Raw genomic sequence first — 26,617 nt, 5'->3', positions numbered from 1 at the left:
TTATTTACATATAATTTCGCCTTTGCATCGGAACCCGTGAAAATAGAGTTTATCGGTCCGAAAAACGACGTTCTCTATTTCTCGCTCGGCAAGGACGAGCCTTTAACAGGCAATTTGGAGCAATTAAAATACTTTTTTGAGCAGCTCGACCGTTTGAAAAACAAAGACGGAAAATTAATTTTAAGGATAGCGCATTTCGGCGATTCGTTAATTCAGGGCGATGTTATATCGGAATACCTGCGAGAATATTTCCAAACAAGATTCGGCGGACAGGGAGTCGGGATGATGCAAATAATTGCCAATGACATCAGAATGAGAACTACGACCCGACACACTTATTCGGACGACTGGGACTATGTGTCGGTTATTACGAGAAATCCGGATAATTTACCGATCGGCATAAGCGGGTCGGTAGCCATTCCGAACAAAAACAGCTGGGTAAAGTACGAAACAAGCAGGGAATTAAAATCTGCCTCTTCTTTTAAATATGCGCGCTTGTTCTACAGTAACGCGGCAAGCAACAGCGTAATAGAATATACAATCGATAACGCTTCGCCGGTAAAAGTTAATCTTGAAGAAGGAAACAATCTGCGGGAATTAATTATCGACGCAAAAGGCGATGCCAATTCGATAAGAATTAAATTTGTCGACGGTACAAGACCTTATTTTTACGGCGTCAGTCTGGAAAGCGGTTCCGGTATTTATCTCGATAATTTTCCGATGCCCGGCAACAGCGGCGTTTCGTTGATTGATATTCCGGAAGAAATTCTGCTGGATTACGCAAAACTAACGAATTACGGTTTGATTATTCTTACATACGGCGCCAACGTCAACTCGCCGAACAAAGCCATTTATAAACTGTATAAAAATAAAATGCTGAAGGTAATCGAGCATTTCAGAAAAGCGTTTCCGAATGTGGGATTCATACTGGTAGGCGTCGGCGATAAAACAATGAAACGCGGCGGACGGTTTATTACTAATCCGGACGTTCCTTTGCTTCTCAATGCGCAGAAACAAATTGTAAAGGACGGAAAAATTGCTTTCTGGAATCTGTGGGAGGCGATGGGAGGCGAAAATTCGATGGAAGATTGGGTCAATGCCAATCCGCCGATGGCTCTTAAAGACTATTCGCACTTTACCAAAATCGGCGGTAAAAGAGTGGCGGAATTACTCTTTAATGCAATTATGAAAGCTTATTCCTCCAGATAAAATTTTTTAAGAAAATAATAAGTTATATTGATTCTTTTACACTAAAAAATTAGCTTAATAATGTAACTTATTAGCTTGCAATAATTTATTGAAAAGACTATATTCTTTATGTCTAATTTTGAGTCATTTTATCTAATTGTATTTGTTACCGGATTAGGAAAGTGTAAATATTGTTCATAATTAAAGAAAATCAGTGGCATTGTTATTGACTGATATAATATGAGTATAGTGTAAATTTTATGAAACAGGAAAAATCAAAATATCAAATAGTACTTGACAACCGGGAAATCAAGCCGCCCAAAAGGAACGTGGCGCGTGAAAAAATCCGGACTATGATTATATCGGGAATAATTTCGCTCTTCCTGATTCTGACGATTATCTACACAATGCCATTTACCGTTCTTACCTGGAGCGGTCTGTTTGTTTATTCGTCCATCGTCTCTCTGGTGATTTTCCTGTTTATTCTTTTGATCCGCTATTTCGGCATCCTTTTCATGTCGTATTTTTATTTAACCAAATATACAGTTGAAACAAAACCGGGTTATTATCCTTTCGTGTCGATTATCGTTCCGGTTTATAATGAAGGAAAAATTATAAAATCTTCCGTCGAATCGCTGCTCGGACTCGATTACCCGAATTATGAAATAATAATCGTAAATGACGGTTCTACCGACGATACGGCTGAGATTGCCGAAAGCCTGGTGGGATATCACAAAGGCAAAAGAGCGATGATAAAAGTTTCGCTTATCAATAAACCCAACGGCGGCAAATCGAAAGCTTTGAATGCGGGCATTCAATATTCCGAAGCTCAATTTGTGCTTTGTATGGACGGCGACTCTCAGTTGACTACCGATACATTGAAAATGGCGATGCGGCATTTCGTAGATCCTGCCGTCGGAGCGGTAGCCGGCAACGTTAAAGTTCAAAACCGCAAGAAAATGCTGACGGACTTGCAGGCTCTCGAATATCTCGAAGGTTTGAACCTTGCCAGAAGCGCCCAGGGATTTATGCAGATGGTAAATATTATTCCCGGACCGATCGGCGTCTTCAGAAAGTCGACTTTAAGAGACGCAGGATTTTATTCGAGCGATACGTTTGCCGAAGACGCCGACATTACCCTTAAAATACTTGCAAAAGGCTGGAAAATAGTTTATGAACCGAAAGCCATTGCATATACCGAAGCTCCCGTAACAATCTATCAGCTTCTCAAACAACGCTACAGATGGACGCGCGGCATTTTGCAGGCAATCAGAAAACATAAAAAATATCTCTATAATCCCACTCTGAATTTCAATAACAGTTTTATTATGTGGTCGATGTTCTACGAAGCGCTTATCTGGCCTGCAATGAATATCTTTGTTAATCTTTATTTTATAATTGTCGCTCTTTTTTACGGAATTCACATTACGCTCTTTCTCTGGTGGGTCGGCATTGCCGTGCTCGATTTGATGTCGGCGGTCTTTTGTATTGCAGCTGAAAGGGAAGAGTTCAGACTCGTGCCGTATGCGATTATTTATCGCGTCTTTTTTATATTGCTTATCGACGTCACAAAAGCTATGGCTACGGTCGAAGAATTTATCGGATTCAGTATGACTTGGGGAAAACTCGAACGGGTGGGTGCATCCAGATAATAAGTAAAACCGAGGTAGGAAATGGAATTAATACCGATTTTATCATTGATAGTTTTAGTCGCAACGATATCGACTTTTATTCTGGCTGTAGGCGCGTATATTCTCTATAAAGTTAGAGAAAGAAAAGGCGTCTCCGAAAAAGCGGCTCAGCCGGCAGCCGTGCCCGCAGAACTTGTGGCGCCCGCACCAATGGCAGCGGAAACGCCTCAGTACAGAAGCACTTTTGAACAGCAGGCGGGTTACGAACCGCAAAGAGAACAAATGGAAAGACCCGAACTGAGACCCACTTATGTCGGTCCGGCGCCGGCATCGTATCAGGGCGAGTTTACAAGAGAGGAAAGATCTCCTACTGTTGAACGGAATCGGAAAAAGTTTATGCGATACACTTCCGAAGGGTACGAAGAGCCCTCAGTTCAACGGAAAAAAACAGAGGATAACCTCAGGTGGCGGTAAAAGAAAATTATAAAGGTCTGAGGGTTAATTACTTAATTATATTTTTAAGCGGACTCGTATTGCTTTTTACGGCTCTTCTTGTATTCCTTTTGATTCTTAAAAACATCTACGGCGATTACGAAATACGTGAAATTATCCCCACAAAAGAAAATCTTATCAAAGACGAAAAAGCCGGAAAAATTGCCATCCTCTATTCCCGTTATACCGAAAATATGCTGCCCGCCGGAAGCACCTGGCTCAAAGACAATATCGATACATGGGAGCGTTTCGTTTCGAATACGGGCTATAAGTACGACGTAATAAACGACAGGATTATTGAAAACGGCGAGCATTACGGCTATAAAATTATCGTTCTGCCCGGATCGAAATCCTTAAGCGACCGCCAAATTATTGCGCTGAAAAAATACGTCGAAAACGGCGGCAGCCTTTTCGTTACCGGAGGTCCCGCTACTTTTTCCGACGAAGGCAAATGGCGGGGATGGGATTTTTTTACGGAAGTTTTCGGACTTAAATTCAATAAGGAAATAAAACCCGAAGAGACTTATAAAATTCATACGCTCCGCGGCAATCTGCCTTTGACTGCCGGCATTCCAACAGGCTACGCTCTTAAAATTGCCACTTGGGACAGACCCATCTATGCCGAAGTAATCGAACCGCGTACGACTCAGGTCAGTTTCTGGTACGATTTCAGAAGAGAAGCCGGGCTGGTCAGAGAAGAGATTCAGAAAAGCTCCGGTATTGCATTCGGAACCTACGGAAGGGGAAGATTCGTTTGGTTCGGTTTCGAAATTAATTCTGTTCTTGGAGTCCAAAAGGATTTTGTCTATTTCGAAAAACTGTTCAACAATTCAATTAACTGGCTTACTTATAATCCGACGGCGTTTACAAAAGATTGGCCGGGCGATTATAAAGCGGCATTAATCTTAGTCCCAACAGTCGACGAAGCTCTGGGCAACATAAAAACAATAAGTTCCGTAACGGGTAAGTATAACATTAAACCTACTTTTTTCATCGACCCGTATACTGCATTGAAAAACAAATCGGTCGTTAGATCGTTGTCCAAAAACGGCGATATCGGAGCGATTGTCGACATCGGATTTCTCGAATTTCCTGAAGACACGGTAAACAAGCTTTACGATAAACAAACACAATTGTCTAATATAGCGTTTGCGCAGGATTCAATCGGTAAGATTATCGGCAAACCGATTAAAGCTGTAATGCCTTTATACGGTTTTTATAACGATTTCACACTGCAGGCTCTCTCAAACAGAGATATCGGTTTCCTTCTGACCGATTCGCTTACCGACAGGTCGGTGCCCGAAATTAAAATCCGGAACAACAAACAAATTATGATTATTACGAAAACCGCAAGGGACGATTACGAAGTTATACGCAATTACGGACTGACGGAAACGAAATTTCAAAGATATACATACGAAGAAGACGTCGACCGGCTTCTCTTTGAAGGAGGTCTTTTTGTATTTAAGGTTCACACTAATTATCAGTTGCAGCCTCAATATGTATCGGTTATTAACGACGTAATAAGGTATGCCAGAGGAAAAGATTTCTGGATTACTTCGTTGGACGAATTAAAAAGCTGGTGGCGCAAGAAGCAAAGCCTCGAAGTAAGATACGAATCGAGAAGCAAAAGGAGAGTGGCTGTCGAGCTTACGAATCCGTCCGAATACGACATTGAAAATGCGGTCGTAGAAGTTAATCTGAATAAAAAAGTCAAAAACGTCAAAATAAGTTCGGATATGTTGAATACAAAAATACCCCGCTACGAAGTCAGAAAGGATAATCAAGCCGTAATTTTTTATATTGACAGGATGAAATCGCACGAAACACGTTCGTTGTTAATCGATTTTGAAAATATAGACGAAAACAGCGTATGATGCGCAAAACACTTAAAAATTATTTGTTGATAATTGCCGCAGTCGGTTTGGCAGGCTGCGTAGAACCGATTACGAATACTCAAACTTCATCGGCGCAGCCTTCAATCGATATTTTTTCGCCAGCAAGCGGCGATTCCGTTATGGTAGGTCAGAATTTGATTAATTATCAAGCTTCCGACGGCGCGGACGGAGAAGGGCTCTCTTTCTACGAAGTTTACGTCAACGATGTTTTTACCGAACGGTTTGAGCAAAATACCGACGGCACAAATCCGGTTCTCTATCTGAATATCGGCGAAGCGCTTCTCGGCAAAAGGATAAGTTATTTTGTAAAAGTTTATAATAAAAACGGGAAAGCCAAAGAAAGCGAAGTCCAGACGAATATTTACGTTAAAGACAGAGTTCCCGAGGCGCCTTCGAATCTGGTAATCAAAAGAACGGGCGACTATACGGTGACGCTGTTATGGCAGGATAATTCGACAAACGAGGACGGTTTTGAAGTGTGGCGCAAAGAAGGAACCGGTTCTTACAGTCTGATTTTAACTCTTCCGCCGAATACAATAAGCACGATTGATAACGGCGTGTCTCCGTTTACCGATTATTTTTATAAAATAAGAGCGTTCAACGAATCGGGCAATTCGGAATTCAGCAACGAAGTCAGCACGTCTTCGCTGCCAGGTGGATTGTGGAACCTGCAAGCCGAAGCAATCGGAACTCATACGGTAATCCTTAAATGGAACGATTTCGCAGTCAACGAACTTGGTTTTAAGATCGAACGGTATAATTCTTCTTCCGGAGTATGGGAATTGATCGATATTACAGGTCCGAATGAAACTTACTACGAAGACCATAATGTGGAAGGAAGCAAAGCGTATAAATATCGCGTCGCTTATTTTACAGCCACTTCGGTAAGCGGATATTCAAACGAAGTCACGATTTCAACTTATTACACGGACGTGGAAGCGCCTTCGAATCTTAACGCATCGATGTACGCTCCCAATACAGTTCGACTGGAATGGCTTAACAACGATAAACTGAAACTCTCGGTTTCGTTGATTGTCGAAAGGAGAATCGGAACTACGGGCGAATTCAAAGAATTAATGTCTGTCGATTCGGACACTACGTTTGTATTCGACACTTCGGTTTCCCCGGGCGTCACTTATCAATACCGCGTTCGTCAAAAGCTCGGTAACAGAATTTATACGGATTATTCCAATATTGCCACTATCACTGTGCCATGACTAAGGAATTAAAAGTGAATCACGAAAATAAGCACGGTCTTATTGTCGACAGGAACGGCAAAATTATCGCCGTCAGCGACGAAATTAAAAAATTATTCCCGGAACTTGTTCCGCAGAATAATTTCTTGCAGTATTGGAAAGACGTCCGTTCGGTCGATAAAGAAGGTAAATTCAGGATAATCGAGAAATTCGAAGAATGCAGAAGGAATAATGTCCCTGTTGCGTTTGAACTCCCGTTAACAATAAACGATGCACGACTGAATTACACGTTAATTTATACGCCGCTCAGAAGCGAGAACAATATCTATATTTACATCGATTTTATACAACCCGGAAAATCGAAGACCGAGGAATCGGAAACGTATAAAATCAGGATAGCCCTGAATCAAATAGAAGATTTAATTGAGGATGACGAAGTTCTGAAGGAAATAGAAAGAGTCAAAAATTCGTATCCTTTTACGTTTATTGAAAAAGTGAAATTCCAAAAAGAAATAAACGCTCTTAAAAATTTCTTCTGGATTAAAGACCGGGACGATAAAATCGTAATTGCTAACGAGGCATACGCTTCGTGGCTCGGAACTACGCCGTCAAAACTCGAGAATAAGAGCGAGAGCGATTTCCTTCCCAAGTATCTTGTTAATCTCTATTCACGGATTAACGATTATATTAAAAACACTTCGAATATAATTACCATAAGCGGATTGAAATCGGCGGGCGATTCAAAAGACTTTTCAATTTATCTCGTGCCGGTTTGCGACCTCGAAAATAATGTTATTGCGTTAATCGGATTTTCGTACGTCGAAACGGAAAAAAAGGCAATCCGTTCGTTGACGGCGCATATTCCGCTGCCGGCTTGCGTGATAAACGGGAATCTAGCGTTTACCGAATACAACGATAAGTTCGAAAGCGCTTTCGGTTTATCCGGAAAAAAATCAAATCCGGTTGAACTCTTCGGCAGAGAAGCCGCAAATAAAATTGCATCATTCCTGAAAGAGAGTAAGAAGCGGGAGGATAACCTTTTTGAAATCGAAACGCCTGATAATAAACTCTATTCTTTCTCCGCCGCAAAGGAAGGCGGAAACCTGATATTGGCGGGATATCATCTGCCCAGAGCTACTAAAGAGCCGGCGGCTCTTGATATCGAAGAATATCTTAAAATCGTACCTGACGCCGCTTACGTTTACGACCTTGAAAATCTGAAATTCCTCGCCGTCACTGAGGAAGCTCTAAAACTATACGGCTATTCGAAAGAAAAATTTCTCGAACTCGACCTGACCGATTTATATGCGCCGGAAGACGTTCAGGCTTTGATACAAAGCGAAGACAAATCGCTGCGAGGCAAACCACTCAAACATAAAAGAAGCGACGGTAAGGATATTTATGTAACGATCAAAAGTATCGAAATTTCGTATAAGGGTAAAAAAGCTCATCTGAATTTAGTGAGGGAAGTTTCTTCCGAACTGAAAACGAGAAGGGAAAATCAACTTTATAAACATGTCTTTGAAAATACAGGCGATCTGGTAATTGTTACGGATAAGGACGGATTTATAATTTCCATCAATGATTCCGTTACACGTCAGCTTGGCTTTTCTCAGAGGGAACTCGAAGGCAGACCGATTATAAGTATAGTTTCGGACGACGACAGAGCGGTCGTTAATAAAAATGTTTTGCACGCCGAATCGAATAGCACAGTCAAACTGTCTGTTTCGGTTAAAAAATCCGAAGGCGATTTGGCGAAAGCAGAACTTGCCGCAGCTACCGTCAAAGATTACGAGGGAAAAGTTGAGCAGGTTGTCTTTCTGATTCGATTGCAACCGGAAGAAAGGCGGGATTTATCGACTGAAGTTACAAGCGAAACTTCCAATATCGACGCGGCTTTTCTATCCAACTTATTTCACGAGCTGTTGACTCCTTTGAACGTAATAATGGGTTTTACGCAGGACTTATGGGAAAATATCGAAAATCCGAACGATGAGCAGAAAGAGTCTGTAGAAATTATCAAAGAAAACCAGAGAACTCTCCTTCAGATAATGGACAACGCAGTCGAATACGCAGCCTTCCTTCGGAAGAATATCAAATACAAAATCGAGAACGTTAAATTAACAGATTTATTGCCTGAACTGGAAGATGCAATTTCAAAAACCGCGAAACAGCACGCAAAATCCGTAAAGGAAGGCAAAATATCGTCGTCGATCGAATTCGAAACCGACAAACAAAAGTTTTTGAGCCTGCTCGGCATGCTTATAAATTTTGCGGTCACAATTACAAAAGAAAAAGAATTGAAACTTTCAGCCAGGAAAGAAGACGACGAAAATTTCGTTGTGTTTATTGACGACTTAAAAGAGGGAGCAAGCCCCTATCTGTTGAAAGGGATGCACGAAATACTGACGGACGACGAAAACCTGAGCCGTAGAAATTACGGCTTTTCCAGATTTTCTATGAAACTCGCTAAAAAATTGATGGAAATCCTCGGAATTCGTTTCAAAACATTCGAGGGAAAAGACAAAAAGCAGGTTGGCATTATAGTGCCGTTTAAGTTTACGCCGTACGAAGGCGGAGAAGTCGAAATTGAAGAAACCCCAAAATTTGTTGAAGAAAAACCTGAAAAGACAGTCGAAAAACCAACCCCGAATATAGTTGAGCGACAGACGCCTAATTTATTGAAAAAACTTGACTTAGCATCGATGACCTGTCTTTATCTCGAAGACCAGGTGGACTCGCAGATTTTGTTTAAGAGTCAAATGAAAGATCTGAAAACGATCGAAGTGGCGCCAAGTCTCGAATCGGCGATTCCGCTCTTGAAGACAAGGCGTTTCGATTTCTTGATTGTGGACATAAATCTGCAGGGCGAGTATAACGGACTCGATGTGCTACGGATAGTAAGAAAAATGCCCGGGTATAAAGAAATTCCTATAATCGCCTCGACGGCGTATATGCAGCCGGGAGCACGCGAGAATTTCATCGCCGCAGGTTTTACAGATTTTATTTCCAAACCTTTGCTCCGGGATAAAGTGATCGAAATTTTATCCAGAATTTATTCAGCTTCTTAGTTATATTATACTCCGATAAATCGGGAGTTTGATGCCGGGTAAATATTTGACATATTACGACTCGCCTCTCGGTAAATTGAAAATTACCGCCAACGAAAACGCAATCAAATCGATCCATTTTATACTCGATATCGACGGCGTGGAACTCGAACAGGAAGTTCCGAACGGAATTCTCGAAAAGTGCGTAGAAGAACTGAATCAATATTTCAACGGAGAGTTACAGGAATTCAGCGTTAATATCGATCCGGACGGAACCGAATTTCAAAAACGCGTTTGGAACGAGCTTCTGAAAATACCTTACGGCAAAACAATTTCGTACTTGAAATTATCGAGACAATTGGGAAACGAGAGATCGATACGCGCGGTTGCAAGAGCTAACGGCGACAACAAAATTCCGATCATAATACCATGCCATAGAGTAATCGGCTCGGACAAAAGTCTTGTCGGTTATTCCGGCGGAGTCTGGAGAAAAAAATGGCTGCTCGAACACGAAGCAGCCGTAATCAATAACGAAAAACAACTCAATCTATTCTTTTAATTATTTTTTCGATCTTGTATATCTGTTGTAAATCAACATCAGTACAGTTGCCAATAAACCAATACCTGTCATTACGAGAAAGATCATCTGAGGATTTTCGTTTTCTTTAGTAAAAAGCTGATAGATCCATCCGCCGAACGTGCCTCCGAAACCCCACGCCAGAGCAATCGGCAGAAAAGCATATCCTTGGAATAGCGCTTCCTGACCTTTGGGAGCCAGATCGGCAATATATTCATAAAATCTGGGAGCTTGAGTCTGTTCCCCGATCGAAAAGAGAAATATTCCGAATACAATTAATGGAATACTCGCCGCTACCTCGCTGCCGAAAAGATTAATCGTTGCGCCGTTTGTTACCGGCAGAGCGAAGAACCAGATTAACCACGCTGCAGTTGCCAGCACAAAACCGATTACAATTGCAGTTTGAGTCGATATTTTTTTTGTGAGACGATTTACAGGTATCTGAAACAAAATTATTGTCCAGGCGCCCGTAGATAAAATCAATTCAATCGGAGTGTCGAGCGAAATAAAGTCGGAAATATAAAACGGAATAATTATAAAAAATTGCCAGAACAGAACCCAGTAGAGTCCGAATATCAGCAGAAACGACATGAAGCGTAAGTTTGTGAGTACTTTTATCAGATTGTTCAATACTGTCTTTAAGTCCTGCGAGCCGGAATTTTGAACGGGATTCTTATAGAAAAATTGAGTTACTAAAAACATCAAAGCGCAACTGAATGCCGAGACGAGATAGACGAATTCGATTCCGAAATAATCTCTGACCAGATATGCCAGAAGGGGACCGATTGCCGCCCCGATATTTACGAGCCAGTAATAAATTGCATAACCGAGCGATTTTGTCTCTTCGTTGGTCGAAAGCGCTACCGTGCCCAGAACGCTCGGCTTGATGAAAGATCCACCAAGCGCGGTAAAAATTAATATTATCGTAAGTAGCGGAAAGAGAAGCGATTCGGGAATCATTCCGGAAAAAGCTTTCATTCCAGTTGCGCCGATTAGAAAATAACCGACTGCGAGCACGCCGAATGCAAACGAAAAGGCTTTTTTGAATCCGGTTTTATCGGCAATTGCCCCTGCAAAAATCGGCAGAAGATAAATTAAACCGCCGAATATAGACGAAAGCTGTCCTGCTTCTACTTCCGTGAATTTTAAATGATCGCGCAGGAAAATGCTCAATATGGTAGCCTGACCGTAATATGCCAGCCTTTCGAACAATTCCATTCCGTTGGCTACCCAAAATGAAGATTTGAAATTCGTTTTCAGTCTCTGAATGTTTTCGGATAATCTCATTTACGCACCGTTATATTTATGGATGGTAAAGCGTTTTAATTGATTCCCATTAAAATTACAATAGATGATTCTTATTAAATTAACTCGATTAATATAGCAAAAAAAATCCAACCTTCATTAAAAAGAGTTGACATGCGCCGTACTGAAGAAAAATGCAACGATGGGGTTTAAAGATTATTGTATGTCAAAAAAAAGAAAAGCGTAAATAATTTCGGAATCCTGATTTTCCATTTAGTTATTCAATCCGTATTTGTTTAATTTTATCCAAATAATTTTTAGGAGTTTTTATGAAAGTGCCCCTTTTGGATTTAAAACCGCAATATCAATCGATTAAAGAAGAAATCGACAGAGCGATAATGAAAGTAGTGGAGTCGCAATATTTTATATTGGGACCCGAAGTAGAAGCGCTTGAAAAAGAGATATGCGAATATACTGGCGCCAAATTCGCCGTCGGAGTTTCGTCCGGAACAGACGCGCTATTGCTCAGTTTGATGGCGCTCGGAATTAAAAGCGGGGACGAAGTCATCCTGCCTACATATTCGTTCTTTGCCACTGCGGGAGTAGTTGCGCGTTTAGACGCAACGCCCGTATTTACGGATATCGACCCCGTAACGTTCAATATCGACGTAAAAGAGATCGAAAAAAAGATAACTCCACGAACCAAAGCTATAATTCCCGTACATCTGTACGGTCAAAGCGCCGAAATGGACGGGATAATGGAAATAGCGCGAAAGCATAATCTATTCGTTGTTGAAGACGGGGCTCAGGCTATTGGCGTGCAGTATAAAGACGGTCGTTTTGTCGGTACTATCGGTCATACGGGATGCTTTTCGTTTTTCCCGAGCAAGAATTTGGGAGGTTTCGGCGACGGCGGAATCGTTACTACAAATGACGAGGAAATTTATCACCGCCTCAAGATTATGCGCGTACACGGTATGGAACCGAAATATTATCATAAAGTTATCGGCGGAAATTTCAGGCTCGACGCTCTTCAGGCTGCAGTTTTGAGAGTTAAACTTCCTCATCTCGACAAATGGTCGGAAAAAAGGAGAGCGAACGCCAGGCTCTATTGCGAATTGTTTGCTAAAACCGGTCTTGTAGACGACAAAAAAAATTATTTAAAGCCCGGCAAAATTATTCTTCCTGATGCGGTATATGAAAATATAAACGGACTCAGGAATTATCACATTTACAACCAATTTGTAATTCGCGTTGCCAATCGCGACGCTTTGCTGGAACACCTGAAGAAAAATGAGATCGGCTGCGAAGTCTATTACCCCGTTCCGTTCCATCGTCAGGAATGTTTTGCATATTTAAATGCGGTCGACGGCGACTATCCCGTGTCTAATCTTGCCGCGGAAACTTCTCTGGCGCTGCCTATCTATCCTGAATTGACCGGAGAGCAAATCGAATACGTCGTTCAAAAAATCGACGAGTTTTATAAATAATTAAACGGGAGCGGGCAATAACGCCTGCTCCGGTTCCTTATAATTCCTTCATATACTTTTCAATCAGCTCGTTAGCTTTTTTTTGTGAATCGGCTTCCACAATACATCTGATTATCGGTTCTGTATTCGATTTTCTAAAATGCACCCAATGATCTTCGAAATCGATTCTTAGTCCGTCTTCGTTATTCGGTTTGTATTTTGAGTATTTTTTAGCCAGTCTGTTCAGAATTTTATCGGGGTCTCTTCTGCCGATTTCGATTTTTCGTTTTACGATGAAATAACGGGGCAGTTCGTTTTTTAAATCTCCGAGAGTTCCGCCGAATTCGGTCAGATGCTGAAGCAAAAGCGCCGTACCGACTAATGCGTCGCGTCCGAAATTTACCGTTGGCAATATAACTCCTCCGCTGCCTTCTCCGCCGATAACCGCTTTAACCTGTTTCATTTTCTTTACCACATTTGCCTCTCCGACGGGCGACCTGTAGACTTTCGATTTGAAATCTTTGGCTACGTCGTCCACGGCGCGGGTAGTCGACAGATTTACAACTACGTTGCCTTTTCTTTTTGATAAAATAAATTTAACCGCCTGTGTAATAGTATTTTCCTCTCCTAAAGGTTTGCCGTCTTCGGTAATCAAAACAAGCCTGTCGACGTCCGGATCGACAACGATTCCGAAATCGGCTTTCGATTTTTTTACGAGTTTCATTGTTTTAGTCAGATTTTCCGGTACTGGTTCGGGCAATCGCGGAAATATTCCGTTTTTTTCGCAATTGATTTCGATTATTTCGCAGCCGAATTTTTTAAGAAGGTAGGGCATCGAATACGCTCCCGCTCCGTTAACGCAATCGAGAGCCACTTTGAATTTCCTTCGTCGTATTTTCTTCAGGTCGATGTAAGGCATAGAAAGTACGGCATCGATATGGTCGTAAAGTCCTTTTTCGTAATTAGTCAGGCTACCCAGTCCATTCCATTTGGCGTAATGTTTATGAGTCTCTTTCTTGAGCGATATCATTTTTTTATGTTCTTCGGGACTCATAAATTCGCCTTTTTTGTTCAGCAGTTTCAAGGCATTCCATTCGTTAGGATTGTGACTTGCCGAAATCTGAATGCCGCCTGCCGCTTTCAAATTTTTGACGTTGAAAAGGACAGTCGGAGTAGGGCAAATGCCGAGATCGATTACGTCGTTTCCTTTTGCAAGAAGCGTACCGATAACTAAATTTTTAACCATATTGCCGGAAATTCGCCCGTCGCTGCCGACTACGATTTTGCCCCTGCCGCAAAAATCGGCATATGCGGATGCGTATTCCACAATTGTTGAAGGATAGAGTCCTTGCCCGATAATTCCTCTTATGCCCGAAATGCTTACCATTAAAGTGTCCATGATTCCTCGGTTTTTTGAAAATTGTACACAAAAATAATAACTAAAATGAATTATAAATTCGAATAAATAACAAAATAAATTTAAATATTTACGAAAAATTTCGATAATAACAGTGGAAGAGTGGGATTCCGTGATTAATGAATCATCATATAGCAAATAGCGAACACCGGGCTCTTATCGACCCTTATGAACTGCTCGACGTATTGATTGATACGGACGATATATTTTGTCTCCTCGATCAAGATTTCAAAATTCTCAAATGCAACAATAAATTCAAATCGTATTTGGTATTATACGGAAGAGCGAATTACGAAGAAGGCGACAATTTTCTGGATATCTTTCCTTTTGACGACCGGCTTTACTGGGAAAAAATACTTAATAAAGCGCTAACTGTAAAATCGTTTACGGAAATTTATACATCCGAAAAATTGAAAGACAGATATTTCGAACTCCATTTTCATCGATTGAAACTCGACGATGATAAATACGGAATTGTATTAAGAGGGCGTGACATTACCGATAAAAAGAATATTGAAGACAAAGTAATTCAGAGCGAGCTATTTGCCCAGTCGATATTGTCTACATCGCCCGACGCAATAGTAACTACGGAACTCGACGGAACAATCTCGTACGCTTCGAATAAATTTTTATCGTTGCTTGGCATCGAAAAAGTCGAAGACACATTTTCAAAAAATATTATCGATTTTATATTCGAGCAGGATAAGGAGCTTTTCAAAGAAAATCTTACCGTAGCGGCGGCGGGTTCGTCCATTAAATCGTATATGTTTCGTCTTAAAGACGTAAACGGCAATCCCGTTTATGCCGAATCGAATATCGGCGTCATACTCAATGAAAACAAAAATCCCGTATTGATACTTTTTATGATTCGCGACATTCAGGACAGAATTGAAGCCGAACTGGAGCGTGAAAAACTGCTGCAGGATATTGCATATTCGAGAGACCAGATTGAACAGGAAGCGGCGCGTTATGTCGAGCTCAACGTTCAGCTTGCCGAATCGGAAAAGAAGCTGATCGAATTGAACAGCGCCAAGGACAAACTTTTTTCTATTATCGGGCACGACCTAAAAAATCCGATTTTTACGATTCTCGGATTTTCTCAGATTCTCGAAGAAGATTACGAAGAAATGTCCGACGAGAAAAAGCTCGAGTATATAAGAACTATTTATCAGACGGCGGGTTCTATCCAGAGACTTCTCGAAAATTTATTGACCTGGTCGCGGGCTCAAACGGGTCGTCTCGAAATTAACCTCGAACCTCTTTCGATACGTAACGTAATAAAAGAAACGGTAGATATAGTAAGCACGCAGGCTGAAAAGAAAAATATCGAAATTGTCGTCGATCTTAATTCAACGCTGATGGTCTATGCCGACAATAACCTGCTCGAAACGGTTATAAGGAATTTGTTGACTAACGCAATTAAATTTACCGATTCGGGCGGAAAAGTAAAGGTCTCCACGCGCGACGAAAACGGCTTTGTGGTCGTCTCGGTGGAAGATACCGGAATCGGTCTGAGCGAAGCCGACAAAAACAAACTATTCAGAATCGACGTCAACAACGCCGAAATAGGTCATCATAAAGAAAAAGGCACGGGACTCGGATTAATCCTTTGCAAAGAATTCTGCGAAAAAATGGGCGGAAGTATCTGGGTCGAAAGCAAATTGGGAAAAGGAAGCTCTTTTTATTTTACCGTTCCGATATTTCAGTATATCAACAAATAACCCCGTTTTTCTTATCTTACGCTTCGTCATTCATAAAATTAATTCAAATGCTGGATATATTAAACCGCAGATTAATAGAACATTTCGGCGTACCCGAAAGAAATAAACGCAAACCCGCGCCTGTCGATTTGCTTATTGCCACAATCCTTTCCCAAAATACTAACGACAATAATTCGTACGAAGCATATCAAAATCTCAAACGGAAATATCCGGATTGGAGCAGGCTGGCAAAAGCGCCTTTAAGAGAAATCGAAAAAGCAATCAAAAAAGCGGGATTGACCAAACAAAAAGCGAAGGCAATTAAAAATCTCGTTGTCAATCTTTCGAAAGAAAATAAGCTGGATTTGAAATTTCTCAAGAAAATGGAGAACGACGAAGCGCTGGATTTTCTAACTTCATTCAAAGGAATCGGCGTCAAAACGGCAAGCTGCGTTCTTCTTTTTTCATTGTACAGGAATGTCTGTCCGGTCGACACTCACGTGCACCGCACTTTAAATCGTATCGGGATTGTCAAAGAAAAATCGCCCGACAAAACCTTTCTGAAAATTAATGAAAATTTGCCCGATGGAATCGCCCATTCTCTTCATACAAATCTGATTAAACTCGGCAGGGAAGTATGCCGTCCGACCAATCCGGATTGCACCGCATGCCCTGTGGCTGATTTGTGCGCCTATCCCGAAAAAAACAACCGAAAAGCGCCAAAACGAAAGAAAAACGACTTTTTGTTGCTCGACAACGTTTAACTTACTTTATAAGATAATTTGTCTTTTGAACATAAAATCTTCTATATTTGTTAAGCTCTAAATAAGAGTTCAAGTTTGTTTTTAATCCCCGTATTTTTATATTGCCTTTCATAATGGAGAACGAAATCAGAAAATTAACATATTGCGACCTCGGATTTGTCGATTACGAAGCAGCCTGGGAACTTCAAAAAAAGGTATTTAATAAACGTCTTGCCCGGGAAACCGAAGATACTTTTTTTCTGCTCGAGCATCCTCATACTTATACGCTCGGCAAAGTTGCCCATAGATCAAATTTACTGCTGACCGATGAACAGTTGAAAGAACGGGGAATAAAAGTTTACGATATCGACCGCGGCGGCGATATAACATATCACGGTCCGGGTCAGATTGTCGGCTATCCGATAATCGATCTCAAAAACTGGAAAGAAGACACGCACGCTTACTTGAGGAATCTGGAGCAATTAATTATAAACGTCTGCAAAAAATACGGACTCGACGCCGGTCGAAAAGAAGGTTTAACCGGAGTGTGGATTGACGACCGTAAAATTGCCGCTATCGGAATCAAAGTAAGCCGCTGGATTACTATGCACGGTTTTGCTTTCAATATCAATACCGATTTATCGCTCTTCGGCGGAATTATTCCGTGCGGAATAAAAGATAAAGAAGTGACGTCGCTCGAAAAAGAAACGGGCATAAAGCATAATATTAACGACATAAAGAGAGATTTGCTCGAGGAATTCGCGCGTATTTTCGATTATATGCTTTATACCGAAATCGACAGGAGTCGCTTCATTAATTCATTAAAAGAATTTGAAAGGGCGGAGCATGAACAAGGATAAATCCGAGCTAATTCTAAACGAAGAATTAACTCCCACTGGCAAAAAGGATTCATTCGGAGGAATGACCAAAAAGGAATTATTGAACGTTCTTCGACTGATGATAATGTCCCGTACGATTGACGAAAAACAATTGACTTTATTGAAACAGGGAAAAACATTTTTTCATATCCCGGGTTCAGGACACGAAGCCGCTCAGGTGGCATTCGGACTTCAATTAAAAAAAGGAATCGATTGGGCGTATCCTTATTACCGGGATTTGGCTTTCATGTTAGCCGCCGGAACAAAACCCGAAGACGTCTTCTTGCATTTTCTCGCCCGTAAAAACGACCCGATGTGCGGCGGCAGACAAATGCCGTGTCATTGGTCTTCAAAAGAATTAAACGTTCCCACTCAATCGAGTCCTACCGGAACGCAATTTCTGCAAGCTGTTGGCACCGCATTGGCTTTGAAAAAAGAAGGCAGGGAAGGCGTGGTTTATGTCAGCAGCGGCGAAGGCGCTACTTCCGAAGGAGAATTTTTCGAAGCTGTCAACTGGGCGAGCCGCGAAAAACTGCCCGTCGTTTTTTTGATCGAAAATAATAAATGGGCGATTTCGGTTCCCGTCGAAAATCAAAATGCAGGCAGAAATTCGTCCGTTTCGGAACTGTTGAAAGGTTTCGAGAATTTGATGCGATTCGAAGTCGACGGAGTAGACTTTCTCAGAACGCATGCAATTGCAAAGTCGGCTTTCAAATACGCGCGAAGAGGAGAAGGGCCGGCGCTCGTTGAAGCTCATGTGGTGCGCCTCTTTTCGCACTCGTCTTCGGACGACCAGAAAAAATATCGTTCTCCTGAATCGCTCGCGCAGGACGCTCAAAAAGACCCGATTAAATTATTCTCGAATTATTTGATCGATAAAGGATTTCTTAACGATCTTGCGCTGGAGGAACTCTATAAAGAAGTGAGAAGTCATGTCAACGACGCGGCTGACTGGGCTTTGAAACAACCGGAACCGGAAACAAGTTCGGCAATAAAATTTGTTTATGACGAGTCGGGAAAAAAATCGAAACTTACGTACGGGAAATCGAAAAGTTACGGCAAGAATATTGTAATGGTCGACGCTATCAATCATGCGTTGAAAGAAGAGCTCGAGTTTAACGATAAGATTTACGTATTCGGCGAAGACGTTGCCGACAAAAAAGGAGGAGTTTTCACTGCCACAAAAGGCTTATCGACGCAATTCGGAAACGACCGCGTATTCAATTCGCCTCTTGCTGAAGCGAGCATTGTCGGAGTCGCTATCGGAATGTCGCTGGCGGGATTGAAACCGTGCGTCGAAATTCAATTCGGCGATTATATCTGGCCGGCATTCATGCAGATTCGCGACGAGCTTGTTATGTATCGTTACCGCTCGAATAATCTCTTCGAAACTCCCGTTGTAATACGGGTGCCTGTAGGCGGATTTATTCACGGCGGTTTGTATCACAGCCAGAATATCGAAGGTTTTTTTGCGCATATGCCGGGACTTTATATTGCTTATCCGTCGAATGCCGCTGATGCAAAAGGATTATTGAAAACCGCGCTTCGAATTAACGACCCTGTTTTGTTCTTGGAACACAAAGGTCTGTACAGACAGAGTTACGCCACTTCTCCCGAACCGGATGCGGGATATTTACTGCCGTTCGGAAAAGCCCGCAAAGTAACAGAAGGCTCCGATTTATCGGTTATTACTTACGGAGCAATGGTGCATGAATCGGCGTTCGCCGCAAAAAAATTGAAAGAAGAAGGATACTCCGTCGAAATTATCGACTTACGGACCATATCGCCGCTCGATTTCGAAGCCGTCGCAGAAAGCGTTAAAAAAACAGGTAAAGTCGCCGTCATTCACGAAGATACTCTTACTGCAGGTTTCGGAGCCGAAATTGCGGCTCGCATCTCCGACGAGTGTTTCGAATTTCTCGACGCGCCCGTAAAAAGAATTGCCGCCAAAGATTCTCCTATTCCGTATGCTCCTAATCTCGAAAAATTTGTTCTGCCAGACAGAAATAAAATTTACGACCGGCTTAAACTGTTATTGAAATATTAATACGAGGTGTTGATGAAAGTCGAAATTATTATGCCGCAAATGGGGGAAAGTATTACCGAAGGAACGGTAATCAAATGGCATAAAAAAGTTGGCGAGGAAATAAAGAAAGACGAAATTTTATTTGAAATAAGTACGGACAAAGTAGATACCGAAGTGCCGAGTCCCGAAAACGGAGTTCTTAAAGAAATTTTAGTAAATGAAAACGAAACCGCCGAAGTGGGTAAAACTGTAGCGGTTCTGGAAACGGATAATTCGGAATATGTCGATAAGGTTCAGGACACGCCCACTACAACTCAAGTAGGCGGCGAAATAATCGATATTGTTATGCCGAAAATGGGCGAATCGATTACCGAAGGCACCATTATAAAATGGCATAAAAAAGCGGGCGACAAAGTTGCTAAAGACGAAATCCTCTTCGAAATAAGCACCGATAAAGTAAATACCGAAGTGCCTTCGCCCGAAGAAGGAATATTGACTGAAATTCTTTACGACGAAAATCAAACTGTTGAAGCGGGACAGCCTGTAGCAAAGCTTAAAACCACTACGGGCTTGCGTCCGGTAACTCCCGCCGCAGAAACCGTTGAAATTGCGGAAGAGAAAGAAAAATCCGCCTCTGAAGAACCTTTAAGAAGGGAAGAGACTGCAAGCCGAAACGCAAATCGATTCTATTCGCCTTCCGTTATTAATCGTGCCAGAGCCGAAGGAATTCCTTTGAGCGAACTCGATACTTTAGAAGGCACGGGACTAAAAGGCAGGCTAACGAAAAAAGACCTGGAAAGATATATCGAATCCCGGAAATCTGGGACAATTAGTCAGGATGTTAAGAAAACCGAACCGGCAGTTGTATCTGAAGACAAACGGGTAAGTTCGGACGGCGTTGAAATTATTCCGATGGATCATACGAGACGGCGAATTATGGAGCATATGGTCAAAAGCCGGGATACTTCTGTGCACGTTACCGCAGTCGCCGAAGTCGATATGTCGGTTATTTATAATTTCATTAAAGAAAACAAAAACAGATTCGCAAAAGAAAACGTTAAACTTACTTTCATGCCGTTTATAGCTTTTGCGGCGGTAAAGGCGTTGCAGCAATATCCTTTAATGAATTCTTCAATCGAAGGTTCGAATATCGTGACGAAAAAATTTATCAATCTGGGAATTGCCGTCGCCGTAGAGCCGAACGGATTGATTGTGCCGAACATTAAACACGCTGAAGAAAAAAGCGTTATCGGACTGGCAAAGGCTATTGCCGATTTGAGCGAGCGGACGCGAACAAAAAAATTAGTTCCCGAAGACGTTCAGAACGGAACGTTTTCAATTACGAACTACGGAGTTTTCGGCACGTTAATCGGCACGCCGATTATTAATCAACCCGAAGTCGGTATTCTTGGAGTAGGAGCCGTCGTAAAGAAGCCTGTAGTTGTAGAAAACGAAGGCGTCGAATCGATCGCTATTAAACCGATGATGTATTTATCGCTGAGTCACGACCACCGTTTGATTGACGGCATGATTGGCAGTAAATTTCTAATGTCGATTAAAAATATTTTGGAAAATTTCGATACAAGTTCTGTTTAATTCTAAATCCGGAGAATAAATGAAAATCAATCAACATCAAAAGAATTTTAAGGAAGCGCTCGAAAAAGAAAGACCCGAACTGGGAAAAAGACCCGAATGGCTGAAAGTGCGGCTTCCCTCGGGCGAAAATTATAAAGACGTTCATCGTTTGATGAGAAAATCGAAACTCAATACCGTTTGCGAAGAAGCAAAATGTCCGAATATCGCCGAATGCTGGAACAGGCGCACGGCTACTTTTATGATTCTCGGAGACGTATGCACAAGAAGCTGCGGATTTTGTAACGTTAAATTGGGACTTCCTACCGAACTCGACCTCGACGAACCGAGACGCGTGGCGGAATCGGTCGAGCAATTGAAATTAAATCATGTTGTTATTACTTCGGTCAACAGGGATGAATTGAAAGACGGAGGCGCTTCGATATTTTCGGAAACAGTTCGATTAATCCGTTCCAAAATGCCGTCTACCACAATTGAAATATTAATTCCCGATTTTAAAGGCGACTCAGAAGCTTTCGAAATAATAATGCAGAATCCGCCCGACATTTTGAATCATAATCTGGAAACAGTCAAACGCCTCTACCATGCGGTGCGTCCACAGGCAAAATACGAAAGAAGCCTTAAGCTGATTGAATGGTTCAAGCAAAGGGGACTAAGAACAAAGAGCGGAATTATGGTCGGAATAGGCGAAACTAAAGAAGAAGTGTTCGATTTGATGAAAGATTTGTATAACGCCGGTTGCGATATTATGACAATCGGTCAGTATTTGCAGCCCACAAAAAATCATTTGCCGGTGCACCGTTACGTTACTTTAGAAGAATTCAAGGAATACAAAGATTTCGGAATGAGTCTCGGATTCAAAGCCGTCGAATCCTCGCCGTTGGTGCGCAGTTCTTATCATGCGGACAAACACGCCGAACTGTCCTAACTTCAAGAAACAGGTTTCTTAGGATTGATAAGAGGACTAAAGCTCCTATTATAAGTATTTCGAACAATCCGTTTTAGGCTTTATTTTTTGCCGATAATTATTATTTTAAAACACGGAATTTGACCCGATACTTTGGCACGTTAGTTTCTTTAAATAGATTAATACGAAGGAACTATGAAATTGGCTCTAATCGAAATACTACTAAGATTAACCCCTAAACCGAAGAAAGGTTATAGCAAAACTATAACCTTTTTTTATTTTAAATAAACCGAGGTAATTATGGCAAAAGTAAAAGGCGATATCCTGATTGATATCGAGAAATGCAAAGGGTGCGAGATATGCACGGTAGCATGCCCGCAGTCGACGCTCGAGCTTTCTCGTAAACTGAATTCGAAAGGATATCATTACGTCGTAAAAATCAAAGATAATTGCACCGGGTGTACTAACTGCGCTCTGGTTTGCCCAGAAGGCATTATCAGAGTCTATCGCAAAACCGATAAAGCGAAAAAAGAACACCTTGCAACCATAACCAACGTCAAAAACGATATAACAGTAACGGTGCGGCAATGAAAAAAGAACTCCGTTTAATGAAAGGAAACGAAGCTCTGGCGGAAGCTGCTATTCGCGCCGGCTGCGACGGTTATTTCGGTTATCCTATTACTCCGCAATCGGAAGTATTAGAGTATCTTTCCAAAGAAGCTTATAAAAGAACCGGTATGATAGTTCTCCAGGCAGAAAGCGAAGTGGCATCGATCAATATGGTCTACGGAGCCGCGGGCACCGGCAAAAAAGTTATGACCTCCTCGTCTTCTCCCGGAATCAGTTTAATGCAGGAAGGAATTTCTTATATCGCCTGCGCCGAATTGCCATGCCTGATTGTAAACGTTATGAGAGGCGGACCCGGTCTCGGCACAATTCAACCTTCGCAGGGCGATTATTTCCAGGCAGTAAAAGGCGGAGGTCACGGCGACTATAAACTGATCGTTCTCGCTCCGTCGACCGTACAGGAAATGGTCGATTTTGTGCCGCTTAGTTTCGACCTCGCTTTTAAATATAAAAATCCCGTTATGATTCTTGCCGACGGCGCTCTGGGACAAATGATGGAAAAAGTGGAACTCTTTGATCCGATTCCCCGAAAAACCGAGGTTGAAGAATGGGCTACGGTGGGCAAACCGAAAAACAGAAAAAGAAACATTATCACTTCTCTTCACATCGAACCCGATAAGATGGAGGAGATAAATCATAAACTCCAGAAAAAGTACAAGGAAATCGAAAAAAACGAAGTCCGTTATGAAATGATTAACTGCGACGACGCCGATATTATAATCGTAGCGTTCGGACTTGTCGCAAGAATCAGTTCAAAAGCAGCCGAATTAGCCCGCGAAAAAGGACTGAAAGTCGGCGTCTTCAGACCGATTACTCTCTATCCTTTCCCGTACGAAAAGTTGAATCAACTTGCCGATAATGTCAAAGGAATTCTGGTTACCGAAATGAACGCGGGTCAGATGGTCGAAGACGTTAAACTTGCGGTCAACGGCAAGACCGACGTTTATTTCTACGGCAGAATGGGCGGAATCGTTCCGTCGCCGGAAGAAATTCTTGCACAACTTGAAGAAAAATTTTCGGGAGAATTGGTATGACGGATAATAAATTACAGGAAGAAAAACATTTCGAAGAAATGATTGACGAGGAAAACATCTGCGTCGAAGAAAATCTGGTTTACGACAGACCGGAAACTTTGATCGACACGCCGATGCATTATTGCCCGGGCTGCGGACACGGAGTTGCGCATCGCTTAATTGCCGAGGTAATCGACGAACTCGGAATCCAGGATAAAACAATCGGAGTGGCGCCTGTCGGATGTTCGGTTTTCGCATACAACTATCTTGACGTCGACATGACCGAAGCCGCTCACGGAAGAGCTTCGGCGGTTGCAACGGGAATTAAAAGGATGCTGCCCGATAAATACGTTTTCTCATATCAGGGCGACGGCGATTTAGCTGCAATCGGCACGGGTGAAACGATTCACACATGCAACCGCGGAGAAAACATTCTGATTATTTTTATCAATAACGGCATTTACGGAATGACCGGCGGTCAAATGGCTCCGACTACTCTCGTCGGTATGAAATCGACTACGAGTCCCGAAGGCAGAATTCCCGAATTGATGGGCAACCCGTTGAAGATTACCGAGTTAGTCGCTCAATTGCCGGGAGTATATTATTGCACTCGCGTTGCGGTAAATACTCCCAATAACGTACGAAAAGCCAAAAAGGCAATTCTGAAAGGATTCCAGTATCAGGATCACAAAAAAGGTCTCTGCTTTGTTGAAATTGTTTCGAATTGTCCTTCCAACTGGAAAATGACGCCCGTAGAAGCGAATAAATGGCTCGAAGAAAACATGCTGCCTTTCTATCCGCTCGGCGACCTGAAAGTACCAGAAATCTAAGGAGGCAAATGATGACGGAAGAAATTATTATTGCGGGTTTCGGGGGACAGGGAGTTTTGTCGCTCGGACAGATTTTATGTTACGGCGGGGTGATTGAAGACAAAGAAGTAAGCTGGATGCCCTCATACGGACCGGAAATGAGAGGCGGCACTGCAAATTGTATTACTATTATAAGCGATTCGAAAATCAGTTCCCCGATAATATCGAAATTCGATACTCTCATAGCTCTCAACCAACCGTCGCTCGATAAATTCGAAAATTCGGTTAAACCGGGCGGACTGCTGATTTACGAAGCAAGCACGATATTGAATCCTCCCAAAAGAACCGATATCGAAATCTTGCCGGTCGAAGCCGCCAACGAAGCCGCCAAACTGAAAAACACCCGCGTGATGAATATGGTAGTGCTGGGCGCATATCTGAAGAAAAAGCCGATTATTTCTTTCGATACGGCTCTGGAAGCGCTTAAAAAAGTATTGCCTGAAAGATATCATCATCTGATTCCTCTGAACAAACAGGCAATCGAAAAGGGTATGGAACTGGCAGAAAAAACGGCTAATGTAAATTATCAAAGTTAGCGGTTTTGCCTTATTACTACTTAAAAGTCGTCGATCCCCCGGGGATTTTGCATTATCTGGGGTCGACGACGTTGTTTTAAAAAAATGTTGCTTTTATGAACTAAAATGTAGATATTTTAGCGGGTCTTAATCGCACTATTGTAGAATTGAAATTAGAAAAAGACAAGACGGGCGAGTGGTGTTCTTACTGTCTTAATCGCACTATTGTAGAATTGAAATTTATGAACGGCGAATGCCCGGATTGTGGCGGCAAAGTGTCTTAATCGCACTATTGTAGAATTGAAATACTGCAAGTCCAACGGCAAGCGGAATATTGAGCTCTGTCTTAATCGCACTATTGTAGAATTGAAATCGTATTTCGAGAGCTTAAGTTTGTTAACCTCGTAAAGTCTTAATCGCACTATTGTAGAATTGAAATAACAAGCCTTGCATATTCGTGGTGGAAAATGCGGGGGGTCTTAATCGCACTATTGTAGAATTGAAATTTGCTTATAATCGTATTGATTTCTCGGCACATCGTGTCTTAATCGCACTATTGTAGAATTGAAATCCATAAAGATTATTAAATTTGCTTAAAGCTTCAAGTCTTAATCGCACTATTGTAGAATTGAAATTATCGCCGGAATCGCGCAGAGCTTTTACCACGTCGTAGTCTTAATCGCACTATTGTAGAATTGAAATCAACTACTAATTATTATTAAAAAAGTTAATTAAGTAGTCTTAATCGCACTATTGTAGAATTGAAATTCAGATAGAAGTTCGGCGAAAACTTTTGCTATGTGCAAGTCTTAATCGCACTATTGTAGAATTGAAATACTAATGAAGTAGGTAAGTTGGATGAGTGTCTTAGGTCTTAATCGCACTATTGTAGAATTGAAATAGGTATAGTGTTGCCTCAACCTCTCAGGCAAAGACGGTCTTAATCGCACCATTGTAGAATTGAAATCTCACAGAAATACTTAAATGTCTTGTACAATCGAAAGTCTTAATCGCACTATTGTAGAATTGAAATAATTGATAAAAGACAGCGGTTTCTTTGCCGTCAATGTCTTAATCGCACTATTGTAGAATTGAAATTTCTTTTGTCTGATTAATTCTATTAGTCAAGTCTCGTCTTAATCGCACTATTGTAGAATTGAAATGCTGACCGCTGTACAGGAGCATCGCTTTTCCACAAAGGTCTTAATCGCACTATTGTAGAATTGAAATGTCTTTTTTGCATAAGTAGAACGCTCCGCTCCGGGGTCTTAATCGCACTATTGTAGAATTGAAATAACTATGTAAGCGAAGCGGGAATAAAGAAAGCGAAAGTCTTAATCGCACTATTGTAGAATTGAAATATTATTACGACATAACAAAAGCAAATGCGACAGATAGTCTTAATCGCACTATTGTAGAATTGAAATGGCAAACGCTTGCAGACGCAAACGTTAAGATTACGACGTCTTAATCGCACTATTGTAGAATTGAAATAGTTAAATAATCGCTTGCTTATTTCTTTGTAATCTTGTCTTAATCGCACCCGACTCCGACGGGTAGAATTGCCCCGCTTGCAGCGGGGT

Annotated in this window: 20 protein-coding genes and 1 CRISPR repeat array; of the genes, 18 read left to right on the top strand and 2 right to left on the bottom strand. The window is 41.8% G+C overall.

Going from position 1 to position 26,617, the window contains the following annotated elements; genetic code table 11:
* Positions 1 to 36 precede the first annotated feature (36 nt).
* The 7 genes from ACSSWA_RS00100 to ACSSWA_RS00070 all read left to right on the top strand — a co-directional run bounded on the left by ACSSWA_RS00100 (position 37) and on the right by ACSSWA_RS00070 (position 10,014).
* Positions 37 to 1,209 (top strand): hypothetical protein, encoded by a 1,173-nt coding sequence (locus ACSSWA_RS00100; RefSeq protein WP_437354570.1) that lies wholly within the window; start codon positions 37 to 39, stop codon positions 1,207 to 1,209.
* 239 nt (positions 1,210 to 1,448) lie between these two features.
* Positions 1,449 to 2,840, top strand: coding sequence for a glycosyltransferase (locus tag ACSSWA_RS00095; RefSeq protein ID WP_437354569.1), 1,392 nt, complete (start codon positions 1,449 to 1,451; stop codon positions 2,838 to 2,840).
* A 21-nt stretch (positions 2,841 to 2,861) separates the two neighbouring features.
* On the top strand, positions 2,862 to 3,293 hold the full coding sequence (locus ACSSWA_RS00090) for a hypothetical protein (protein WP_437354568.1): 432 nt from the start codon (positions 2,862 to 2,864) through the stop codon (positions 3,291 to 3,293).
* On the top strand, positions 3,284 to 5,188 hold the full coding sequence (locus tag ACSSWA_RS00085) for a hypothetical protein (RefSeq protein WP_437354567.1): 1,905 nt from the start codon (positions 3,284 to 3,286) through the stop codon (positions 5,186 to 5,188). Before ACSSWA_RS00090 ends, ACSSWA_RS00085 begins: the two co-directional genes overlap by 10 nt.
* Positions 5,185 to 6,426, top strand: a complete 1,242-nt coding sequence (locus ACSSWA_RS00080) for a fibronectin type III domain-containing protein (protein WP_437354566.1) — start codon at positions 5,185 to 5,187, stop codon at positions 6,424 to 6,426. The genes ACSSWA_RS00085 and ACSSWA_RS00080 overlap by 4 nt, the downstream gene beginning before the upstream one ends.
* 14 nt (positions 6,427 to 6,440) lie before the next feature.
* Positions 6,441 to 9,476, top strand: coding sequence for a PAS domain S-box protein (locus tag ACSSWA_RS00075; protein ID WP_437354565.1), 3,036 nt, complete (start codon positions 6,441 to 6,443; stop codon positions 9,474 to 9,476).
* 31 nt (positions 9,477 to 9,507) lie between these two features.
* Positions 9,508 to 10,014, top strand: coding sequence for a methylated-DNA--[protein]-cysteine S-methyltransferase (locus ACSSWA_RS00070; protein ID WP_437354564.1), 507 nt, complete (start codon positions 9,508 to 9,510; stop codon positions 10,012 to 10,014).
* Here the strand turns inward: ACSSWA_RS00070 and ACSSWA_RS00065 are convergent, their stop codons facing one another.
* Positions 10,015 to 11,319, bottom strand: coding sequence for an MFS transporter (locus ACSSWA_RS00065; protein WP_437354563.1), 1,305 nt, complete (start codon positions 11,317 to 11,319; stop codon positions 10,015 to 10,017). It abuts the gene before it with no gap.
* A 287-nt stretch (positions 11,320 to 11,606) separates the two neighbouring features.
* Here ACSSWA_RS00065 and ACSSWA_RS00060 point away from each other — a divergent pair, with 287 nt between their 5' ends.
* Entirely contained in the window at positions 11,607 to 12,767 is a 1,161-nt protein-coding gene (locus tag ACSSWA_RS00060) for a DegT/DnrJ/EryC1/StrS family aminotransferase (protein WP_437354562.1), read from the top strand.
* A 37-nt stretch (positions 12,768 to 12,804) separates the two neighbouring features.
* Here ACSSWA_RS00060 and glmM read toward each other — a convergent pair whose 3' ends face one another.
* Entirely contained in the window at positions 12,805 to 14,145 is a 1,341-nt protein-coding gene (gene glmM / locus ACSSWA_RS00055) for a phosphoglucosamine mutase (RefSeq protein ID WP_437354561.1), read from the bottom strand.
* Between the two features lie 137 nt (positions 14,146 to 14,282).
* Here glmM and ACSSWA_RS00050 point away from each other — a divergent pair, with 137 nt between their 5' ends.
* The 10 genes from ACSSWA_RS00050 (at position 14,283) to ACSSWA_RS00005 (ending at position 25,055) form a co-directional block, all read left to right on the top strand.
* Entirely contained in the window at positions 14,283 to 15,884 is a 1,602-nt protein-coding gene (locus tag ACSSWA_RS00050) for a PAS domain-containing sensor histidine kinase (protein ID WP_437354560.1), read from the top strand.
* Positions 15,885 to 15,931: 47 nt separating this feature from the next.
* Entirely contained in the window at positions 15,932 to 16,627 is a 696-nt protein-coding gene (locus ACSSWA_RS00045) for an endonuclease III domain-containing protein (protein ID WP_437354559.1), read from the top strand.
* A 113-nt stretch (positions 16,628 to 16,740) separates the two neighbouring features.
* Entirely contained in the window at positions 16,741 to 17,466 is a 726-nt protein-coding gene (lipB, locus tag ACSSWA_RS00040; protein WP_437354558.1) for a lipoyl(octanoyl) transferase LipB, read from the top strand.
* Positions 17,453 to 19,531, top strand: coding sequence for an alpha-ketoacid dehydrogenase subunit alpha/beta (locus tag ACSSWA_RS00035; protein WP_437354557.1), 2,079 nt, complete (start codon positions 17,453 to 17,455; stop codon positions 19,529 to 19,531). Before lipB ends, ACSSWA_RS00035 begins: the two co-directional genes overlap by 14 nt.
* A gap of 12 nt (positions 19,532 to 19,543) precedes the next feature.
* Positions 19,544 to 21,106, top strand: a complete 1,563-nt coding sequence (locus ACSSWA_RS00030; protein ID WP_437354556.1) for a 2-oxo acid dehydrogenase subunit E2 — start codon at positions 19,544 to 19,546, stop codon at positions 21,104 to 21,106.
* 19 nt (positions 21,107 to 21,125) lie between these two features.
* On the top strand, positions 21,126 to 22,031 hold the full coding sequence (lipA, locus tag ACSSWA_RS00025; RefSeq protein WP_437354555.1) for a lipoyl synthase: 906 nt from the start codon (positions 21,126 to 21,128) through the stop codon (positions 22,029 to 22,031).
* 279 nt (positions 22,032 to 22,310) lie between these two features.
* A complete protein-coding gene (locus ACSSWA_RS00020) occupies positions 22,311 to 22,601 on the top strand; it encodes a 4Fe-4S dicluster domain-containing protein (protein WP_437354554.1) in 291 nt (96 codons plus the stop codon).
* Positions 22,598 to 23,671 (top strand): 3-methyl-2-oxobutanoate dehydrogenase subunit VorB, encoded by a 1,074-nt coding sequence (locus tag ACSSWA_RS00015; protein WP_437354553.1) that lies wholly within the window; start codon positions 22,598 to 22,600, stop codon positions 23,669 to 23,671. Before ACSSWA_RS00020 ends, ACSSWA_RS00015 begins: the two co-directional genes overlap by 4 nt.
* 38 nt (positions 23,672 to 23,709) lie before the next feature.
* On the top strand, positions 23,710 to 24,480 hold the full coding sequence (locus ACSSWA_RS00010; RefSeq protein ID WP_437354973.1) for a thiamine pyrophosphate-dependent enzyme: 771 nt from the start codon (positions 23,710 to 23,712) through the stop codon (positions 24,478 to 24,480).
* Positions 24,481 to 24,491: 11 nt separating this feature from the next.
* Positions 24,492 to 25,055: a 2-oxoacid:acceptor oxidoreductase family protein gene (locus ACSSWA_RS00005; protein WP_437354972.1), complete on the top strand. Its 564-nt coding sequence runs from the start codon at positions 24,492 to 24,494 to the stop codon at positions 25,053 to 25,055.
* Positions 25,056 to 25,178: 123 nt separating this feature from the next.
* Positions 25,179 to 26,528: direct repeats of the CRISPR family, unit length 30 nt; unit sequence GTCTTAATCGCACTATTGTAGAATTGAAAT.
* Positions 26,529 to 26,617 lie beyond the last annotated feature (89 nt).

Source organism: Melioribacter sp. Ez-97, assembly GCF_051488665.1.
Lineage (GTDB): Bacteria > Bacteroidota > Ignavibacteria > Ignavibacteriales > Melioribacteraceae > Melioribacter.
This window is presented reverse-complemented; position numbering and strand designations above follow the sequence as displayed.

What these genes read in the sequence shown, in the direction of transcription:
- ACSSWA_RS00095 (WP_437354569.1), top strand. Translation starts at nt 1,449, where the DNA reads ATGAAACAGGAAAAATCAAAATATCAAATAGTACTTGACAACCGGGAA.
- ACSSWA_RS00090 (WP_437354568.1), top strand. Translation starts at nt 2,862, where the DNA reads ATGGAATTAATACCGATTTTATCATTGATAGTTTTAGTCGCAACGATA.
- ACSSWA_RS00080 (WP_437354566.1), top strand. Translation starts at nt 5,185, where the DNA reads ATGATGCGCAAAACACTTAAAAATTATTTGTTGATAATTGCCGCAGTC.
- ACSSWA_RS00070 (WP_437354564.1), top strand. Translation starts at nt 9,508, where the DNA reads ATGCCGGGTAAATATTTGACATATTACGACTCGCCTCTCGGTAAATTG.
- ACSSWA_RS00065 (WP_437354563.1), bottom strand. Translation starts at nt 11,319, where the DNA reads ATGAGATTATCCGAAAACATTCAGAGACTGAAAACGAATTTCAAATCT.
- ACSSWA_RS00060 (WP_437354562.1), top strand. Translation starts at nt 11,607, where the DNA reads ATGAAAGTGCCCCTTTTGGATTTAAAACCGCAATATCAATCGATTAAA.
- glmM (WP_437354561.1), bottom strand. Translation starts at nt 14,145, where the DNA reads ATGGACACTTTAATGGTAAGCATTTCGGGCATAAGAGGAATTATCGGG.
- ACSSWA_RS00050 (WP_437354560.1), top strand. Translation starts at nt 14,283, where the DNA reads ATGAATCATCATATAGCAAATAGCGAACACCGGGCTCTTATCGACCCT.
- ACSSWA_RS00045 (WP_437354559.1), top strand. Translation starts at nt 15,932, where the DNA reads ATGCTGGATATATTAAACCGCAGATTAATAGAACATTTCGGCGTACCC.
- lipB (WP_437354558.1), top strand. Translation starts at nt 16,741, where the DNA reads ATGGAGAACGAAATCAGAAAATTAACATATTGCGACCTCGGATTTGTC.
- ACSSWA_RS00035 (WP_437354557.1), top strand. Translation starts at nt 17,453, where the DNA reads ATGAACAAGGATAAATCCGAGCTAATTCTAAACGAAGAATTAACTCCC.
- ACSSWA_RS00030 (WP_437354556.1), top strand. Translation starts at nt 19,544, where the DNA reads ATGAAAGTCGAAATTATTATGCCGCAAATGGGGGAAAGTATTACCGAA.
- lipA (WP_437354555.1), top strand. Translation starts at nt 21,126, where the DNA reads ATGAAAATCAATCAACATCAAAAGAATTTTAAGGAAGCGCTCGAAAAA.
- ACSSWA_RS00020 (WP_437354554.1), top strand. Translation starts at nt 22,311, where the DNA reads ATGGCAAAAGTAAAAGGCGATATCCTGATTGATATCGAGAAATGCAAA.
- ACSSWA_RS00015 (WP_437354553.1), top strand. Translation starts at nt 22,598, where the DNA reads ATGAAAAAAGAACTCCGTTTAATGAAAGGAAACGAAGCTCTGGCGGAA.
- ACSSWA_RS00010 (WP_437354973.1), top strand. Translation starts at nt 23,710, where the DNA reads ATGATTGACGAGGAAAACATCTGCGTCGAAGAAAATCTGGTTTACGAC.
- ACSSWA_RS00005 (WP_437354972.1), top strand. Translation starts at nt 24,492, where the DNA reads ATGACGGAAGAAATTATTATTGCGGGTTTCGGGGGACAGGGAGTTTTG.